This is a genomic window from Klebsiella sp. V115_8 (assembly GCF_029967715.1).
In the GTDB taxonomy this organism is placed as follows: Bacteria; Pseudomonadota; Gammaproteobacteria; order Enterobacterales; family Enterobacteriaceae; genus Klebsiella; species Klebsiella quasipneumoniae.
In genome coordinates, this window is record NZ_JASCAR010000032.1 from 60,880 (window position 1) to 77,959 (window position 17,080).

Below are 17,080 nucleotides of genomic sequence, written 5' to 3' on the forward strand. Positions count from 1 at the left end.
TACAGGCCAGGGAGCCCCTATGATGCCGCTTTCTTCGCAGTTACAGCAGCACTGGCAGACGGTCGCTGACCGCCTGCCAGCGGATTTCCCCGTCGCCGAACTGAGCCCGCAGGCCAGGTCGGTGATGGCGTTCAGTGATTTTGTCGAACAGAGTGTGATCGCCCAGCCAGGCTGGCTGAACGAGCTTGCCCAGTCTTCACCGGAGGCGGAAGAGTGGCGGCATTATGAGACCTGGCTGCAGGAACGCCTGCAGGCGGTGGCTGACGAAGCGGGGTTGATGCGAGAGCTGCGTCTTTTCCGCCGTCATATGATGGTCCGCATCGCCTGGGCGCAGGCGCTGTCGCTGGTAAGCGAAGAAGAGACGCTGCAGCAGTTGAGCGTCCTGGCGGAGACCCTGATTGTCGCCGCCCGCGACTGGCTGTACGCCGCCTGCTGTAAAGAGTGGGGAACGCCCTGCAATGCCGAGGGCCAGCCGCAGCCGCTGCTGATCCTCGGGATGGGAAAGCTGGGCGGCGGCGAGCTGAACTTCTCTTCCGATATCGATCTGATTTTTGCCTGGCCTGAGCATGGCGCCACCCGCGGCGGCCGCCGCGAGCTGGATAACGCCCAGTTCTTTACCCGCCTGGGGCAGCGGCTTATCAAGGCGCTCGACCAGCCGACGCAGGACGGCTTTGTTTATCGGGTGGACATGCGCCTGCGGCCGTTTGGCGACAGCGGGCCGCTGGTGCTCAGCTTTGCGGCGCTGGAGGATTATTACCAGGAGCAGGGCCGGGACTGGGAACGCTACGCGATGGTGAAAGCGCGGATCATGGGCGATAACGACGACGCCTACGCCAGCGAGCTGCGCGCGATGCTTCGCCCCTTCGTCTTCCGCCGCTATATCGACTTCAGCGTGATCCAGTCGCTGCGTAACATGAAAGGCATGATCGCTCGCGAAGTGCGGCGTCGCGGGCTGAAAGACAACATCAAGCTCGGCGCCGGCGGGATCCGTGAAATTGAGTTTATCGTGCAGGTCTTTCAGCTGATCCGCGGCGGTCGCGAACCTGCGCTGCAGCAGCGGGCGCTGCTGCCGACGCTGGCGGCGATTGATGAGCTGCATCTGCTGCCGGAAGGCGACGCGACGCTGCTGCGCGCGGCCTATCTGTTCCTGCGCCGGCTGGAAAATCTGCTGCAGAGCATCAACGATGAGCAGACTCAGACTCTGCCGCAGGATGAACTGAACCGCGCCAGGCTGGCGTGGGGGATGCATACCGACGACTGGGAGACGCTGAGCGCGCAGCTGGCGAGCCATATGGCCAGCGTGCGGCGGGTGTTTAATGAGCTGATCGGCGATGATGAGGCCCAGTCGCCGGATGAGCAGCTGGCTGAGTACTGGCGCGAACTGTGGCAGGATGCGCTGGAAGAAGATGACGCCAGCCCGGCGCTGGCGCATTTAAACGACGCCGACCGCCGCAGCGTGCTGGCGCTGATTGCTGATTTCCGTAAAGAGCTGGATCGGCGCACCATCGGCCCGCGAGGCCGCCAGGTGCTGGATCAACTGATGCCGCATCTGCTGAGCGAAATCTGCTCGCGCGCCGATGCGCCTCTGCCTCTGGCGCGGATCACGCCGCTGTTGACCGGGATCGTCACTCGCACCACCTATCTTGAGCTACTGAGCGAATTCCCCGGCGCGCTGAAGCACCTGATTACGCTCTGCGCGGCGTCGCCGATGGTCGCCAGCCAGCTGGCGCGCCACCCGCTGCTGCTTGATGAACTGCTGGATCCCAACACCCTCTATCAGCCGACGGCGACCGATGCCTATCGCGACGAGCTGCGCCAGTATCTGCTGCGCGTGCCGGAAGAGGATGAAGAGCAGCAGCTGGAGGCATTGCGCCAGTTCAAGCAGGCGCAGCAGCTGCATATCGCCGCGGCGGATATCGCCGGCACGCTGCCGGTGATGAAGGTCAGCGATCACTTAACCTGGCTTGCCGAAGCGATCCTCGACGCGGTGGTGCAGCAGGCATGGGGACAGATGGTGGCCCGCTACGGCCAGCCGACCCACCTGCACGATCGCCAGGGGCGCGGCTTCGCCGTCGTCGGCTACGGCAAGCTCGGCGGCTGGGAGCTGGGCTACAGTTCCGATCTCGACCTGGTGTTCCTCCATGACTGCCCGGCGGAGGTGATGACCGACGGCGAGCGGGAGATCGACGGCCGTCAGTTCTACCTGCGGCTGGCTCAGCGGATCATGCATCTGTTCAGCACCCGCACCTCGTCCGGTATTCTCTACGAAGTTGACGCCCGGCTGCGCCCTTCCGGCGCGGCGGGGATGCTGGTCACCACCGCCGACGCGTTTGCCGACTATCAGCAGAACGAAGCCTGGACATGGGAGCATCAGGCGCTGGTGCGCGCTCGCGTGGTCTATGGCGACCCGGCGCTGCAGGCGCGATTTGACGCCATTCGTCGCGATATCCTGACCACCGAGCGGGATGGCGCGACCCTGCAGACCGAAGTTCGCGAGATGCGTGAGAAGATGCGCGCCCACCTCGGCAATAAACATGCCGATCGTTTTGATATCAAAGCCGATGCCGGTGGGATCACGGATATTGAATTTATTACCCAGTATCTGGTCCTACGCTATGCCAGCGACAAGCCGAAGTTGACCCGCTGGTCTGATAACGTGCGTATTCTCGAGCTGCTGGCGCAGAACGACATCATGGACGAGGAGGAAGCGCGAGCCTTAACGCACGCGTACACCACCTTGCGTGATGCGCTCCATCACCTGGCCCTGCAGGAGCTGCCGGGACACGTGGCGCCGGAGGCATTCAGCCGGGAGCGTGAGCAGGTCAGCGCCAGCTGGCAGAAGTGGCTGATGGCTTAACTATAAAATCGGGTGTGCTATTATCGCGCGCAAAGTTTGCGTCTCGCAGGAGAGAGTCATGAAAGTAACGCTGCCGGAGTTTGAACGTGCAGGAGTGTTGGTGGTGGGTGATGTGATGCTGGACCGCTACTGGTACGGCCCCACCAGTCGTATTTCCCCGGAAGCCCCGGTGCCGGTGGTGAAGGTGGAAAATATCGAAGAACGTCCCGGCGGCGCGGCAAACGTAGCGATGAACATCGCCTCCCTGGGGGCGACGTCGCGCCTGGTGGGATTGACCGGGATTGATGACGCCGCCCGCGCGCTGAGCCAGGCGCTGGCCAACGTCAATGTGAAGTGCGACTTTGTCTCCGTCCCGACTCACCCGACCATCACCAAGCTGCGGGTGCTGTCGCGCAACCAGCAGCTGATCCGCCTCGACTTTGAAGAGGGCTTTTCCGGCGTTGATCCGCAGCCGATGCACGAGCGCATTCAGCAGGCGCTGGGCTCCATTGGCGCGCTGGTTCTCTCGGACTACGCGAAAGGGGCGCTGACCAGCGTCCAGACGATGATCAAGCTCGCCCGTGAAGCAGGCGTGCCGGTGCTGATCGATCCGAAAGGTACCGATTTCGAACGCTATCGCGGCGCAACGCTGCTCACGCCGAACCTCTCTGAGTTTGAAGCGGTGGTGGGCAAGTGCCAGAATGAAGCGGAGATCGTTGAGCGCGGCATGAAGCTCATCGCCGAATTCGAACTGTCAGCGCTGCTGGTGACGCGCTCTGAGCAGGGGATGACGCTGCTGCAGCCGGGGCGTCCGCCGCTGCATATGCCGACCCAGGCCCAGGAAGTGTACGATGTCACCGGCGCCGGCGACACGGTGATTGGCGTGTTGGCGGCGACCCTGGCCTCCGGCAATACCCTGGAAGAGGCCTGCTATTTCGCCAACGCCGCGGCGGGCGTGGTGGTTGGCAAGCTGGGGACCTCCACCGTTTCTCCTGTCGAGCTGGAAAATGCGGTTCGCGGCCGGGCTGAGACTGGCTTCGGCGTGATGAGCGAAGAGGAACTCAAACAGGCGGTTGCGGCAGCGCGCAAGCGCGGCGAGAAAGTGGTTATGACCAACGGCGTCTTCGACATTCTGCACGCCGGCCATGTCTCCTATCTGGCGAATGCGCGCAAACTGGGCGACCGTCTGATCGTGGCGGTCAACAGCGATGCCTCCACCAAACGTCTGAAAGGCGAAACCCGCCCGGTGAACCCGCTGGAGCAGCGGATGATCGTGCTGGGGGCGCTGGAGGCGGTCGACTGGGTGGTCTCCTTCGAAGAAGATACACCGCAGCGCCTGATTGCCGGGATCCTGCCGGATCTGCTGGTCAAAGGCGGCGACTACAAACCGGAACAGATCGCCGGCAGTGAAGAGGTCTGGGCGAACGGTGGCGAAGTGCTGGTGCTCAACTTTGAAGATGGGTGCTCAACCACCAACATTATTAAGAAAATACAGAAAGATAGCGAAAAATAACCGTTTCGCTATTCACCCACCAGAACGGTGCGGCATCACGGCCTGCGATAGCGATATCGCGGGCCGTTTTTATTTAATGATGTGGAAAATGATTTGGCGCAATAAATAATCACATTAAGCGCATTTTTCGTACAAATGGCGTTAAGGTAAGCGTAAATACTGAAGTGAGTAAAAGGCATATGACTGATCAGAACATCCACCGCTGAAGGAGTATGCGCATGAACCATAACGATATGTATTCAATGAAGAATTTTGATTTTTTGGCGCGGAGTTTCGCCAGAATGCACGCCCAGGGCCAGCCAGTTGATCTTCAGGCCATCGTCGGCAATATGGATGAAGAACATCGTGAATGGTTTTGCCAGCGCTATGAACTGTACTGTCGTCAGGTGAACAGCCCGGCGGAAGCCGCACACTAAGCCAACGCAAACGGGCCCCTGAGGGCCCGTTTTTTTACTGCTGCTCTTCGCTGCCAGGCGTCGTCGCCGGGCGGTTTTCAAGGTCATTCAGGCGCTGTTCCAGCAGCGCCAGTTTTTCGCGGGTCCGCAGCAGAACCTGAGTCTGCACGTCAAACTCTTCGCGGCTAACCAGATCCAGGCGGGTCAGCTGCGACTGCAGCGCCTGGCGGATTTTCTTCTCAACATCCTCACCCAGATCGCGAAGTCCTTTTGGCATCGACTCATGGACCTGGCGGGCGATTTGTTCAATTTTTTTCGGGTCAATCATGGTGGTTTCCTGCTCGGGTCGGATGATTGATCATTGTAGTGCGAACCAGGCCGCCTATAAACCAGAAATGTTTGAAGCTTATGCATTGCCGAGGATAGTCAATAGCGTTATAGTTATCTCGCTTATTCTCAGGGCGGGGCGAAATTCCCCACCGGCGGTAAATCAACCATGGCGTTGAAAGCCCGCGAGCGCTTCCCGTGACTACGGGAAGGTCAGCAGATCCGGTGTAATTCCGGGGCCGACGGTTAAAGTCCGGATGGGAGAGAGTAACGGCACAGTCGGGCCCAGGCCCGCTCGCGTTGACTTTTGCCGCTAAACCGGCGCTCCTAAGACTGCCCTGATTCTGGTAACCATAATTTTAATGAGGTTTTTTTACCATGAATCAGACGCTCCTTTCTTCTTTTGGTACCGCTTTTGAACGTGTGGAACACGCTTTAAACGCCCTGCGCGAAGGCCGCGGCGTGATGGTGCTTGACGATGAAGACCGTGAAAACGAAGGCGATATGATTTTCGCCGCCGAAACCATGACCGTAGAGCAGATGGCGCTGACCATTCGTCACGGCAGCGGCATTGTGTGCCTGTGCCTGACCGAAGATCGCCGTAAACAGCTGGATCTGCCGATGATGGTGGAGAACAACACCAGCGCCTACGGCACCGGCTTTACCGTCACCATCGAAGCGGCCGAAGGCGTGACCACCGGCGTTTCCGCTGCCGACCGCGTGACCACCGTCCGCGCGGCGATTGCCGACGGCGCGAAACCTTCCGATCTCAACCGTCCTGGCCACGTTTTCCCGCTGCGGGCGCAGCCGGGCGGCGTACTGACCCGCGGCGGCCACACCGAAGCCACTATCGACCTTGTGACCCTCGCCGGCTTCAAACCGGCAGGCGTGCTGTGCGAGCTGACCAATGACGATGGCACTATGGCCCGCGCGCCGGAGTGCATCAAGTTCGCTCAGCAGCATAATATGGCAGTGGTCACGATTGAAGATCTGGTGGCCTATCGTCGCGAACATGAGCGTAAAGCCAGCTAATCAGCGGCTGACAACGCCAGTGAAAACAGCCCACTTTTTAGTGGGCTGTATTGTTTCTGCGCCTTAACCGATGCCCATCGTCTGGAGCACCACCAGGCTCAGCCCCATCACCGACATCCCGCACAGGACGCCATAGCTCGGGTTGCTTTGCGGATCGATCTCTTTTGCCAGCGGCATCAGTTCATCGACCGACAGCGCCACCATAATCCCGGCGACGGCGGCCATGATCGCGCCCATGACCAGCGGCGAGACCAGGCTGCCCAGAATCAGCCACGCCAGCACGCCGCCTAAAATCTCCGCCATGCCGGAAAGACCGGCCCAGAGCACCGCCTTGCTGCGCGATCCGGTAGCGGCATATACCGGCCCGGCAACCGCCAGACCTTCAGGAATATTGTGCAGGGCGACGGCAAGCGCCACTCCCATGCCAAGCTCGAGGTTGTTGCTGGCCGTGACATAGGTGGCGATGCCTTCCGGAAAATTATGCAGGCTGATACCCAGCGTCAGCAAAATGGCGGTGCGGCGTAAATTGCGCGGCCGCGGCGCGGCGGGCGGCATCAGATCCTGCGGGTGGGCGTGCGGCAGCAGGCGATCGAGACCAAAGTAGCCCAGCAGGCCGACAACAAACATTCCGTAGCCGAGCAGCGGCGACATGCCCTCGGCGGCCAGCGCGGCAGGCAGCATTTCCATCAACGAAATCAACAGCATGATCCCGGCGGCAAAGCCGAGGGAGAAGCCAAGCAGGCGGTTAGAGGGTTTCTGGCCAATCACGCCGAATATGGCGCCAATAAAGGTTGCGCTACCGGCTAACAGCGTCAATATTAAGGGTGATGACATCGCTTCTCTCCCTGCGAAAATAAGTGCATACGAGTATATTGCCTGAGGATGCGCGTACGGGACAGCTCCCTTTACCGCGAATTACATTCAAATTTTCTGACGATCATCATCATGGTTATCTGAGTTTATCCTGGCGCAAAAGCGCGTAATGTGAGCACATCACATTGACACCCTAAGGATATCATCATGTCCCGTACCCGAATGCCCGCGTTGTTCCTCGGCCATGGCAGCCCAATGAACGTGCTGGAAGACAATCGCTATACCCGCGCCTGGGCTCACCTGGGCGAAACCCTGCCGCGTCCGAAAGCGATCGTGGTGGTCTCTGCGCACTGGTTCACGCGCGGTACGGGCGTGACGGCGATGGAGGCCCCGAAGACCATTCACGACTTCGGCGGCTTCCCGCAGGCGCTGTATGACACCCATTACCCGGCTCCGGGTTCCCCGGCGCTGGTGCAACGACTGGTGGAGTTGCTCTCGCCGGTGCCGGTTACCCTCGATAAAGAAGCCTGGGGATTTGACCATGGTTCATGGGGCGTGCTGATTAAGATGTATCCGCAGGCGGATATCCCGATGGTTCAGCTGAGCATCGACAGCACCAAACCGCCGGCCTGGCATCTCGAAATGGGGCGGAAGCTGGCCTCGCTGCGTGATGAAGGCATTATGCTGGTGGCCAGCGGCAACGTGGTGCATAACCTGCGTACCGCCCGCTGGCATGGCGAGAACACGCCGTATCCGTGGGCGGAGTCCTTCAACAACTACGTGAAGGCGAATCTGCAGTGGCAGGGCCCGGACGATCAGCACCCGCTGGTTAACTACCTGGCACATGAAGGGGGCTCGCTCTCCAACCCAACGGCGGAGCATTTCCTGCCGCTGTTATATGTCCTGGGGGCGTGGGACGGCGTTGAGGCGATTTCGACCCCGGTCGATGGCATCGAGATGGGCTCGTTGAGTATGCTGTCGGTGGTGGTTGGCGCCTGATAGATTGTGCTCCGGCGGCGGTATCGTCGCCGGAGCGCGACATTATTCGACGAAAATGTGCGGATAGAAGCGCGACAGATCCTGGGTAATCAGCGCCCGGTCTTCACGAATGCCGATCCCGGCGGGCTGATCGTTGATGAGCCAGCTGCCAATCAGCGTGTAGCTGTCACCAAACTTCGGCAGCGGATAAAATTCCTGCACGATTGTGCCTTCTTCTCCGTACGGGCCTTCCACGGCTTCCAAAACTTTGCCATTCTCAACGATCGACACGTTGGCGCCTTCGCGGGAGAAAATTGGCTTAATGACGTACTTCTCCATCTCCGGATGGGCATCTTCGCTGAAGTAAGCCGCCAGCAGATTCGGATGATTAGGGAACATTTCCCACAGCATCGGCAGCAGCGCTTTGTTGGAGATGATGCTCTTCCACGCCGGCTCCAGCCAGCGGACGCCGGCGTCTTCCAGCTTGGTGGAAAACATCTCCCGCAGCATAAACTCCCACGGATAGAGCTTGAACAGGTTGCCAATCACCTGATCCTGGAGATCGGTAAACTGGCCTTTTTCACCCAGACCAATATCTTCGATGTAGAGGAATTCCGTCGCCAGCCCCGCCTCGGCGGCGCAGTCCTGCAGATATTGCACGGTGCCGCGATCTTCAACGGTATCGCGGCAGCAGGCCATATGCAGCAGCTGGAAGCCAAACTGCTCGCGCAGCTCACCGAAGCGATCGATTAGCTTTTCCTGCAGGCTGTTGAACTGATCGCTGCCCGCCGGCAGCTTGCCGGCGTTGAGCTGGTCTTCCAGCCAGATCCACTGGAAGAAGGCCGCTTCATACAGCGAGGTCGGCGTGTCGGCATTGTTCTCCAGCAGCTTCGGCTCGCCGACGCCATCCCAGGCCAGGTCGAGACGTGAGTAGAGTGACGGCTGGTTGGTTTTCCACGACTGGCGCACAAAGCCCCAGGTGTGTTTAGGGATGCGGAATTTGGCCATCAGCTCATCGCTGGCGATCACTTTTTCCACCACCTGAAGACACATCTGATGCAGCTCGGCGGTGACCTCCTCCAGCTTTTCCACCTGGGCGAGGCTCAGCTTGTAATAAGCCTCTTCGCTCCAGTAGGGCTCGCCGTACATGGTGTGGAAGTTGAAGCCGTATTCGGTCGCTTTCTCGCGCCAGTCCGGGCGCTCGGTAATGCTGACTCTTTCCATGTTGCTTAGCCGCCCATTGAGCGAGAAGAGGAGGTGGAGCCTGCGGCGCTACGCTGCATGGTCGACTGCTTCGCCACCGACTCGCCGAAGCCCCCGCGGGTGACGGTGGTGGTGGTCGCTGGCTTCGGCGCCATCGCGGTTTTCGGCACGTTCATGGTGCGGCCCGGCTGGGCGGCGCCATAGCTCTTGCCGCTGGCGTCAGTGTACTGACCGTAGGCCGGGCTGGCCGGGTTTTTGGAGCTGAACAGCGGCTGCTGTTGCGCCATGCCGCCGCCCATCAGGCGGCCCATCATGTAGCCGGCCATCAGCGGCATCCAGAAGCTGCCGCTGCTTTGCGCCTGCGCCTGGTTTTCCGGGGCGACGCCCGCCTGGGCAGGCGTTTGCTGGCACTGGCCTTCGCCAAACTCGGCGACGCAGTCTTCGCGGGTGGCATATTTCGGCGCGGTGCGCTCTGCCTCTTTCACCGCGTTGGTGTAGGCCGTGGTACATTCGGCTGCTTTGCCCGGGTTGGCGGCGGAGCAGTCATCGGCGTTCTGGTACAGCGAGACCGTTTCGTCGCTTTTTTCACAACCGGCAAGCATAAAGACCGCGGTGACGGCCAGGGCGACCGGCGTCAGGTGGCGTGCGCTCCAGCTTTTGCGGAACGACGAATGATTAATATTTTTTGTCCGTTTCATATTTGTCTTCCAGGACCCAGTGGTATGGCGTGTGTTAACGCTCAGGATAGAGGATGAGTGGTGGAAAATGAAGCGAAGAGGGGCGCTAAGCGGGGGATCTTTACGTTGCCTTACGTTTAACGCATCGCCTGTCCGGCGGACAGGCGATGCGCGTCACAGTATGAGAATTACTGACGGAACGGATTGCTGCCGCTGCTTTGGGTCGTCGTCCGTGCAGACGCCGGCTTCACGGCCGCGGTCGTGTTGCCGTAACCGTCGGCAGTGGCATCCTGCTGCGGATTTTCCGGCGCGACGCTGTCCGCGGAGGTGGAGATCGGTTTGCCCAGGGTGTTGTTCAGGGCGACCAGATCCTGCTCGTTCAGCGTACCTAACGCCGACTTGATGTTCAGCTCGTTGATCAGGTAGTTGTAGCGCGCATTCGAGAGCTGCTGTTTGGCGTTGTACAGCGTGGTGGTGGCGTCGAGGACGTCAACGATAGTACGGGTACCCACCGAGTAGCCTGCTTCCATCGCATCCAGGGAGCTTTGCGCAGAGACCACCGCCTGTTTGTAGGCGTTGATGCTGCTGATAGAGGCATTCACGTTGTTAAACGAAGAACGCACGGTCTGGACCACGCTGCGGTGAGCGCTTTCCAGCTGCTCGCTGGCGCCGACGAAATTGTACTGCGCCTGTTTAACCTGCGAGTTAACCATCCCGCCCTGATACAGCGGCATGGAGAAGCTCAGGCCGATTTTGTTCTGACCGATATCAGCATCTTGCGCGATGCTGTTTGAGCCGCTGTAGCGGTTGTTGGAAACGCCCGACGAGGCGTTCAAATCCAGGGTCGGCAAATGGCCGTCCTGCGCCTGGCGAATCTGCTCGCGGGCCAGATCCTGGCTCAGACGCGCCTGCAGCAGCGACAGGTTGCGGTTCTCCGCTTCCTTCAGCAGGGCGTTCACCGCCTGCGGTTTGCTGGTTTTGAAGCCGTCTACGTTCAGGGAGGCCAGCTCCGGGTAGTAGTTGCCGGTAACCTGGCGTAGCTCTTCCACGGCGTTGTCGAGATCGTTACGCGCGGTCACTTCGTTCGCCAGCACGGCGTCGTATTGTGAACGGGCGTTCTGCACGTCGGTGATCGCCACCAGACCGACGTTAAAGCGCTGGGTGGTTTGATCCAACTGGCGGTAAATAGCCTGTTTCTGCGCTTCGGTATAAGAGAGCGTGTCGATGGCGGCCAGCACTTTGAAGTAGGCCGTCGCGGTATTCAGAATCAGCGTTTGCTGATCGGTCTGATACGTGACATCCTGAATGCCTGCCGTTTTTTCCTGCAGCGTCAGGGCGCGCCATTTCGACATATCAAACAGAACCTGCGTTAACTGCAGCGAGCCGCTGGTGACGTTAGAATTCTGGTCTTTATAATCACGGAAGCCGCTGGTATAGGTATAATCCGCTCCCAGCCCGAGCTGAGGCAGTAATGGACTGCGCGCTTCGTTGATCTTTTCGAACGCGGCGTCACGATCGGCTGCCGATTTACGCAGATCGGGGTTGCTGATGCGCGCCTGCTGGTAAACCTGAAGCAGGTTTTCCGCCTGGCTCATGGCGCTGAACCCGGTCAGGCTCAGGCCGATAAGAATGGGGAGCAATTTCTTCATTTGCATTCCTTGTTGTGAAGCATTTAGCGCTGGTCTAATTCTAAGAAAAATTCCGCTGATTGTATCGATTCTGCCGCCGTAAAAAGTTGGCGTTACGTGCCATCCGGCGGTAATTTGCACCAATCTAACATACGGACCGTAAAACGGTAGCCAAACGGTCTGGAAATCCCTCATTTCGGATTAGCAGGACATGACAATGAGCAAACCCATTCACCAGGGAATTACCTTCTCCAAAAATGATGTAGAAATTATTGCACGCGAAACGCTGTATCGTGGTTTTTTTTCGCTCGATTTATACCGTTTTCGCCACCGTCTGTTTAACGGCGGCATGAGCGGCGAAGTCACCCGTGAAATTTTTGAGCGCGGGCATGCCGCCGTCTTGCTACCCTTTGACCCGGTGCGGGACGAAGTGGTGCTGGTCGAACAAATCCGTATCGCCGCCTATGATACCAGCGAGAGCCCTTGGCTGCTGGAAATGGTCGCCGGCATGATCGAGGCGGGTGAGACGGTAGAAGATGTCGCCCGTCGGGAAGCGCTGGAGGAGGCCGGCCTTGAAGTTGGGCGGACGAAACCAATATTAAGCTATCTGGCCAGTCCTGGCGGCACCAGCGAACGGTTATCGATCCTGGTGGGCGAAGTTGATGCATCGACGGCAAAAGGCATTCACGGCCTGGCCGAGGAGAATGAGGATATTCGGGTGCATGTGGTGAGCCGGGAGCAGGCTTACCAGTGGGTAGAAGAGGGGAAAATCGACAACGCAGCCTCTGTCATCGCCTTGCAATGGCTGCAATTGCATTATCACAATTTACGAAACGAGTGGACAAAATGAAGCGTTATACACCTGACTTCCCTGAGATGATGCGCCTGTGCGAGACCAATTTCGCCCAGTTGCGCCGCCTGTTGCCGCGAACGGATGCAGCGGGTGAGAAGGTGAGCTATCAGGTGGGAAGCGCGCAATATCGGTTAACGATAACGGAATCAACCCGCTACACTACTCTGGTGGCGATAGAGCAGACTCTGCCAGCGGTGAGCTACTGGAGTCTGCCGTCGATGACCGTTCGCCTCTACCATGACGCCATGGTGGCCGAAGTGTGTTCGAGTCAGCAGATCTTTCGCTTCAAAGCGCGATATGATTATCCTAATAAAAAGTTGCATCAACGCGACGAAAAGCATCAAATTAACCAGTTTCTGGCCGACTGGCTGCGTTACTGTTTAGCACATGGAGCGATGGCGATTCCGGTTTGTTAGCGTCGTTAAACCTAAGGACACCATTTGGAAAGCCTGTTAAACCTACCTCTGGCTGGTGAGGCCAGAGTCAGGATCTTACAAATTACTGATACTCACCTGTTTGCTGAAAAACATGAAACGTTGTTAGGCATCAATACCTGGGAAAGCTATCAGGCCGTACTGTCGGCCATTCATGCCTCACAGCGTCCATGCGATTTGATTGTCGCAACAGGCGATTTGGCGCAGGATCACTCCTCCGCGGCCTACCAGCATTTTGCTGAGGGCATCGCGAGTTTCGCTGCACCCTGCGTCTGGCTACCGGGCAACCATGATTTCCAGCCGGCGATGTACAGCACCCTGCAGGAGTCGGGCATTTCCCCCGCCAAGCGCGTGTTTCTCGGCGACCACTGGCAGATCCTGCTGCTGGACAGCCAGGTGTTTGGCGTTCCCCATGGCGAGCTGAGCGACTTCCAGCTGGAATGGCTCGAACATAAGCTGGCGGAGGCGCCGGAGCGTTATACCTTACTCCTGCTGCATCATCATCCGCTGCCGGCCGGCTGCAGCTGGCTGGATCAACACAGTCTGCGCAACGCCGGCGCGCTGGACAGCGCGCTGAGCGCCTGGCCGCGGGTGAAGCATCTGCTGTGCGGCCATATTCATCAGGAGCTGGATCTCGACTGGAATGGCCGACGTATGATGGCGACGCCGTCGACCTGCGTTCAGTTCAAACCGCACTGCGCCAATTTCACCCTCGATACGGTGTCGCCGGGCTGGCGCTGGCTGGAGCTTCACCCTGACGGAACGCTGACCACCGAAGTGTGCCGCCTGGAAGGCGCGGCGTTTCATCCGGATATTGCTTCAGAAGGCTACTGATGGCGACGCTCCTTTATCTGCACGGCTTTAACAGTTCTCCACGCTCGGCGAAGGCGACGGCGTTAAAGACCTGGCTGGCGCAGCACTATCCTGAGATCGCCATGGTGGTGCCGGAGCTGCCGCCTTACCCGGCGGAAACGGCGGAGCTGCTGGAGTCCATCGTGCTGGAGCACGGCGGCGAGCCGCTGGGGGTCGTAGGGTCGTCGCTGGGCGGCTACTACGCCACCTGGCTGTCGCAGTGCTTTATGCTGCCAGCGGTAGTGGTTAACCCGGCGGTGCGGCCGTTTGAGCTGCTGAACAATTTTCTCGGCCACAATGAGAATCCGTACACCGGGCAGCAATATGTGCTAGAGTCTCGCCATATTTACGATCTCAAAGTCATGCAAATCGACCCGCTCGAAGCGCCGGATTTACTCTGGCTGCTGCAGCAGACCGGGGATGAAGTGCTTGATTACCGCCAGGCCGTTCATTACTACGCCTCCTGCCGGCAGACGGTGGAGGAGGGCGGTAATCACGCATTTGTCGGCTTTGACGATCATTTCACTCAGATTATCGAATTTCTCGGCCTGCGCTAAACGGCCCTGAACGACCTACGAATACACACCATGACGCAATCTTCATATAACGCTGATGCCATTGAGGTACTCACCGGGCTAGAGCCGGTGCGCCGCCGTCCGGGCATGTATACCGACACCACCCGTCCTAACCATCTTGGTCAGGAAGTGATTGATAACAGTGTGGACGAAGCGCTGGCAGGCCATGCCAAACGCGTGGAAGTGATCCTGCACGCCGACCAGTCCCTCGAGGTGATTGACGACGGGCGCGGGATGCCGGTCGACATTCACCCGGAAGAGGGGGTGCCGGCGGTTGAACTGATCCTCTGCCGGCTGCACGCGGGCGGTAAGTTTTCCAACAAAAATTACCAGTTTTCCGGCGGTCTGCACGGGGTGGGGATTTCGGTGGTCAACGCCCTGTCAAAACGCGTGGAGGTCAACGTGCGTCGCGACGGTCAGGTCTACAGCATCGCCTTTGAGAATGGTGAGAAAGTAGAGGACCTGCACGTCACCGGCACCTGCGGTAAACGCAACACCGGGACCAGCGTCCATTTCTGGCCGGACGAAAGCTTCTTCGATAGCCCGCGCTTCTCCGTTTCGCGTTTGACCCACTTGTTAAAAGCGAAAGCGGTGCTGTGCCCGGGCGTGGAAATTGTTTTCCGCGACCAGGTCAACAACAGCGAGCAGAGCTGGTGCTATGCCGATGGCCTTAACGACTACCTGAGCGAAGCGGTGAACGGCCTGCCGCTGCTGCCGGAAAAACCCTTCGTCGGCACCTTCTCCGGTGAGACGGAAGCGGTGGACTGGGCGCTGCTGTGGCTGCCGGAAGGCGGCGAGCTGCTGACCGAGAGCTACGTCAACCTGATCCCGACCATGCAGGGCGGGACGCACGTCAACGGCCTGCGTCAGGGGCTGCTGGACGCGATGCGTGAGTTCTGCGAGTACCGTAATATCCTGCCGCGCGGTGTGAAACTGTCGGCGGAAGATATCTGGGATCGCTGCGCCTACGTGCTGTCGGTGAAGATGCAGGATCCGCAGTTCGCCGGGCAAACCAAAGAGCGCCTGTCGTCGCGCCAGTGCGCGGCGTTCGTCTCCGGCGTGGTGAAAGACGCCTTCAGCCTGTGGCTGAACCAGAACGTGCAGGCCGCGGAGCTGCTGGCGGAGATGGCCATTTCCAGCGCCCAGCGCCGTCTGCGCGCCGCCAAGAAAGTGGTGCGCAAAAAGCTGACCAGCGGTCCGGCGCTGCCGGGTAAGCTGGCCGACTGCACCGCCCAGGATCTGAACCGTACCGAGCTGTTCCTCGTCGAAGGGGATTCGGCGGGCGGTTCAGCCAAGCAGGCGCGCGATCGTGAATATCAGGCGATCATGCCGCTGAAAGGCAAGATCCTGAATACCTGGGAAGTCTCTTCCGATGAAGTGTTAGCTTCGCAAGAAGTACACGACATTTCGGTGGCGATTGGGATTGACCCGGATAGCGATGATTTAAGCCAGCTGCGCTACGGAAAAATTTGTATTCTGGCGGATGCGGACTCCGATGGCCTGCACATCGCCACGCTGCTGTGCGCGCTGTTTGTGAGACATTTCCGTACCCTGGTGAAAGAGGGGCACGTCTACGTGGCGCTGCCGCCGCTGTACCGTATCGACCTCGGCAAAGAGGTCTACTACGCGCTGACGGAAGAAGAAAAAACCGGTGTGCTGGAGCAGCTGAAGCGTAAGAAGGGCAAGCCAAACGTCCAGCGCTTTAAAGGTCTCGGCGAGATGAACCCGATGCAGCTGCGGGAAACCACCCTCGACCCGAATACCCGCCGCCTGGTGCAGCTGGTGATCAGCGATGAGGATGAGCAGCAGACCACGGCGATGATGGATATGCTGCTGGCCAAGAAGCGTTCCGAAGATCGTCGCAACTGGCTGCAGGAGAAGGGCGATATGGCGGACCTGGAAGTGTAAGACCGCGCGCTGCGCCAGACGTAAAAGGGAGCCTCAGGCTCCCTTTTCTTATTTCGTTTCTGCGTCAGCGGGCTTAGACGCCGGCCTGCAGGATACGGATGTTGGTCTCCAGCACATCGCCTTTGACCGCTTCCGACCAGGCTTTCATGTGCGGGGTCTGCAGGTGCGCTTCAAGATGCGCGACGCTTTCCCACTGCTCCACCATGACGATAGAGTCAGGAGCGGTGGTCTGGAAGCTGACGCCAGCGGCATGATCCACCATGGGCGCATAGCCGTGGCAGCCGGCTTCCTGCAAAACGGTCGGAATAATTTTCGCGAACTGATCGAGAACCGCCTGGCGGTGGTGCTGGCCCGGGCGGGTACGGATTTCTGCAATCACTGTTAACATGGTTAACTCAACTCCTTCTGTGTGGATCTTGTCATACTCCAGGTTCGAATAACTCGAAATATGTAGAGCATAGACCCCTAGTTAACCAAAAATTTCCGCCAGATGCTTGCGATATTCTGCGATATACCGTGGGACATCAGGCATTTTAATCACGTCGTTGGCGATAAAGGTTGGCAGCGCCTCCATACCCAGGAACTGGTTGGCTTTATGGAACGGCAGGTAAACGCCGTCAACGCCGACGCCGTGGAAGAACTGTTCTTCGTCGGTGAAGGCTTCCATCGGCGCGTTCCAGGTCAGGGAGAGCATATATTTTTTCCCTTGCACCAGGCCGCCGGAGCCATATTTTTTGCTGGCGTCGGAGCGGGTACGGCCATCGCTGGCGTACAGCGAGCCGTGGCCTTCGGTAAAGACGTCATCCATATATTTTTTCACCGTCCACGGGGCGCCCATCCACCAGCCCGGCATCTGCCAGATCACCACATCGGCCCAGAGGAAATTCTGCACTTCGGCTTTTACGTCATACTCGCTGTCGGCGCGAACGCTTTTAACATCGTGTCCGGCGTCGCGCAGATAACTCTCCGCGACCTCGGTCAGGGTGTCGTTCAGCTGGCCATTCGAGTGCGCGAATTTTTTTGCGCCATTGATAATCAGGATGTTGCTCATCATTT

General features: G+C 59.1%; 17 protein-coding genes, 1 pseudogene and 1 riboswitch. Of the genes and pseudogenes, 10 read left to right on the plus strand and 8 right to left on the minus strand.

Annotation, left to right across the window (positions count from 1 at the left end; translation table 11 throughout):
• Positions 1-19 precede the first annotated feature (19 nt).
• A complete protein-coding gene (gene glnE / locus QLG03_RS14555; protein WP_172969373.1) occupies positions 20-2,857 on the plus strand; it encodes a bifunctional [glutamate--ammonia ligase]-adenylyl-L-tyrosine phosphorylase/[glutamate--ammonia-ligase] adenylyltransferase in 2,838 nt (945 codons plus the stop codon).
• Positions 2,858-2,915: 58 nt separating this feature from the next.
• Positions 2,916-4,349 carry a bifunctional D-glycero-beta-D-manno-heptose-7-phosphate kinase/D-glycero-beta-D-manno-heptose 1-phosphate adenylyltransferase HldE gene (gene hldE, locus QLG03_RS14560; protein ID WP_023291033.1) on the plus strand — a complete coding sequence of 478 codons (1,434 nt, stop codon included), beginning with the start codon at positions 2,916-2,918 and terminating at the stop codon, positions 4,347-4,349.
• An 80-nt stretch (positions 4,350-4,429) separates the two neighbouring features.
• Here hldE and QLG03_RS14565 read toward each other — a convergent pair.
• Positions 4,430-4,576, minus strand: a pseudogene (locus QLG03_RS14565) (hypothetical protein); the annotation flags it as partial.
• On the opposite strand from QLG03_RS14565, the gene glgS reads away from it, so the two are divergent.
• Positions 4,568-4,765, plus strand: coding sequence for a cell surface composition regulator GlgS (gene glgS / locus QLG03_RS14570; protein WP_004205248.1), 198 nt, complete (start codon positions 4,568-4,570; stop codon positions 4,763-4,765). The pseudogene QLG03_RS14565 and the gene glgS overlap by 9 nt on opposite strands.
• A gap of 34 nt (positions 4,766-4,799) precedes the next feature.
• Here the strand turns inward: glgS and QLG03_RS14575 are convergent, their stop codons facing one another.
• Complete coding sequence (locus QLG03_RS14575; RefSeq protein WP_004174355.1) at positions 4,800-5,072, minus strand: accessory factor UbiK family protein; 273 nt, start codon at positions 5,070-5,072, stop codon at positions 4,800-4,802.
• A 120-nt stretch (positions 5,073-5,192) separates the two neighbouring features.
• Positions 5,193-5,344: riboswitch (FMN riboswitch) on the plus strand.
• A gap of 105 nt (positions 5,345-5,449) precedes the next feature.
• Here QLG03_RS14575 and ribB point away from each other — a divergent pair.
• A complete protein-coding gene (ribB, locus tag QLG03_RS14580; RefSeq protein WP_023159075.1) occupies positions 5,450-6,103 on the plus strand; it encodes a 3,4-dihydroxy-2-butanone-4-phosphate synthase in 654 nt (217 codons plus the stop codon).
• Between the two features lie 63 nt (positions 6,104-6,166).
• On the opposite strand, the gene zupT is transcribed toward ribB, so the two are convergent.
• Entirely contained in the window at positions 6,167-6,937 is a 771-nt protein-coding gene (gene zupT / locus QLG03_RS14585; protein WP_064155330.1) for a zinc transporter ZupT, read from the minus strand.
• 186 nt (positions 6,938-7,123) lie between these two features.
• Between zupT and ygiD the strand changes: the two genes are divergently transcribed.
• Complete coding sequence (ygiD, locus tag QLG03_RS14590) at positions 7,124-7,915, plus strand: 4,5-DOPA dioxygenase extradiol (RefSeq protein ID WP_255988817.1); 792 nt, start codon at positions 7,124-7,126, stop codon at positions 7,913-7,915.
• Between the two features lie 42 nt (positions 7,916-7,957).
• Here the strand turns inward: ygiD and QLG03_RS14595 are convergent, their stop codons facing one another.
• The 3 genes from QLG03_RS14595 to tolC form a co-directional block, all read right to left on the minus strand.
• Positions 7,958-9,118 carry a glutathionylspermidine synthase family protein gene (locus QLG03_RS14595; protein WP_072420622.1) on the minus strand — a complete coding sequence of 387 codons (1,161 nt, stop codon included), beginning with the start codon at positions 9,116-9,118 and terminating at the stop codon, positions 7,958-7,960.
• Positions 9,119-9,123: 5 nt separating this feature from the next.
• Positions 9,124-9,795, minus strand: a complete 672-nt coding sequence (locus tag QLG03_RS14600) for a DUF1190 family protein (RefSeq protein ID WP_002916849.1) — start codon at positions 9,793-9,795, stop codon at positions 9,124-9,126.
• A gap of 167 nt (positions 9,796-9,962) precedes the next feature.
• The gene (tolC, locus tag QLG03_RS14605) at positions 9,963-11,423 is read right to left on the minus strand and encodes an outer membrane channel protein TolC (protein WP_032454074.1); all 1,461 of its coding nucleotides are present in this window, start codon (positions 11,421-11,423) and stop codon (positions 9,963-9,965) included.
• A 196-nt stretch (positions 11,424-11,619) separates the two neighbouring features.
• Between tolC and nudF the strand changes: the two genes are divergently transcribed.
• From nudF to parE, 5 genes are read left to right on the plus strand one after another with little or no spacing between them, the layout of a single operon-like run.
• Positions 11,620-12,252 (plus strand): ADP-ribose diphosphatase, encoded by a 633-nt coding sequence (gene nudF, locus QLG03_RS14610; protein ID WP_004205241.1) that lies wholly within the window; start codon positions 11,620-11,622, stop codon positions 12,250-12,252.
• Entirely contained in the window at positions 12,249-12,671 is a 423-nt protein-coding gene (locus QLG03_RS14615; RefSeq protein WP_004205239.1) for a DUF1249 family protein, read from the plus strand. The genes nudF and QLG03_RS14615 overlap by 4 nt, the downstream gene beginning before the upstream one ends.
• Before the next feature lie 24 nt (positions 12,672-12,695).
• A complete protein-coding gene (gene cpdA, locus QLG03_RS14620) occupies positions 12,696-13,523 on the plus strand; it encodes a 3',5'-cyclic-AMP phosphodiesterase (protein ID WP_004205237.1) in 828 nt (275 codons plus the stop codon).
• Positions 13,523-14,098 (plus strand): esterase YqiA, encoded by a 576-nt coding sequence (yqiA, locus tag QLG03_RS14625; RefSeq protein ID WP_004205236.1) that lies wholly within the window; start codon positions 13,523-13,525, stop codon positions 14,096-14,098. Before cpdA ends, yqiA begins: the two co-directional genes overlap by 1 nt.
• A gap of 30 nt (positions 14,099-14,128) precedes the next feature.
• Positions 14,129-16,024 carry a DNA topoisomerase IV subunit B gene (gene parE / locus QLG03_RS14630; RefSeq protein ID WP_004205235.1) on the plus strand — a complete coding sequence of 632 codons (1,896 nt, stop codon included), beginning with the start codon at positions 14,129-14,131 and terminating at the stop codon, positions 16,022-16,024.
• A 73-nt stretch (positions 16,025-16,097) separates the two neighbouring features.
• Here parE and QLG03_RS14635 read toward each other — a convergent pair whose 3' ends face one another.
• Complete coding sequence (locus QLG03_RS14635) at positions 16,098-16,412, minus strand: putative quinol monooxygenase (RefSeq protein ID WP_023291029.1); 315 nt, start codon at positions 16,410-16,412, stop codon at positions 16,098-16,100.
• A gap of 81 nt (positions 16,413-16,493) precedes the next feature.
• Complete coding sequence (locus QLG03_RS14640) at positions 16,494-17,075, minus strand: NAD(P)H-dependent oxidoreductase (protein ID WP_023291028.1); 582 nt, start codon at positions 17,073-17,075, stop codon at positions 16,494-16,496.
• Positions 17,076-17,080 lie beyond the last annotated feature (5 nt).